This is a genomic window from Pseudoalteromonas sp. S3178, from assembly GCF_005886985.1.
In the GTDB taxonomy this organism is placed as follows: Bacteria; Pseudomonadota; Gammaproteobacteria; order Enterobacterales; family Alteromonadaceae; genus Pseudoalteromonas; species Pseudoalteromonas carrageenovora.
On sequence record NZ_PNCW01000646.1, the window covers coordinates 1 to 250 of the forward strand.

Annotated in this window: 1 protein-coding gene; it reads left to right on the forward strand. The window is 41.2% G+C overall.

All coding sequences use genetic code 11. The annotated features are described in order from the left end of the window. On the forward strand, positions 1–250 hold a 250-nt coding region (locus CWC11_RS23230; protein ID WP_212748121.1), incomplete at both ends, for a hypothetical protein.

Below are 250 nucleotides of genomic sequence, written 5' to 3' on the forward strand. Positions count from 1 at the left end.
ATACAGGCTCTCGAAAAAAAACTCAGTGAGGGACCTCTGACAGCTGCAGGCTCTGCTAAGAACGCTCATGACTCTAGCAATCAGAAAAAGCTCTACTCATATTCGGAAAACTTTGTAATGGGGCAGTCTTTTACAGATCCTTTAACTAATGCAACCATTGGCGTTTCTCAAATAGCATCAGATTATACCGCTGATATTTATCTATTTCTGGCTGGCAAAGAAAGTCTCGAAAAGAAAGGGGTTAAACCTG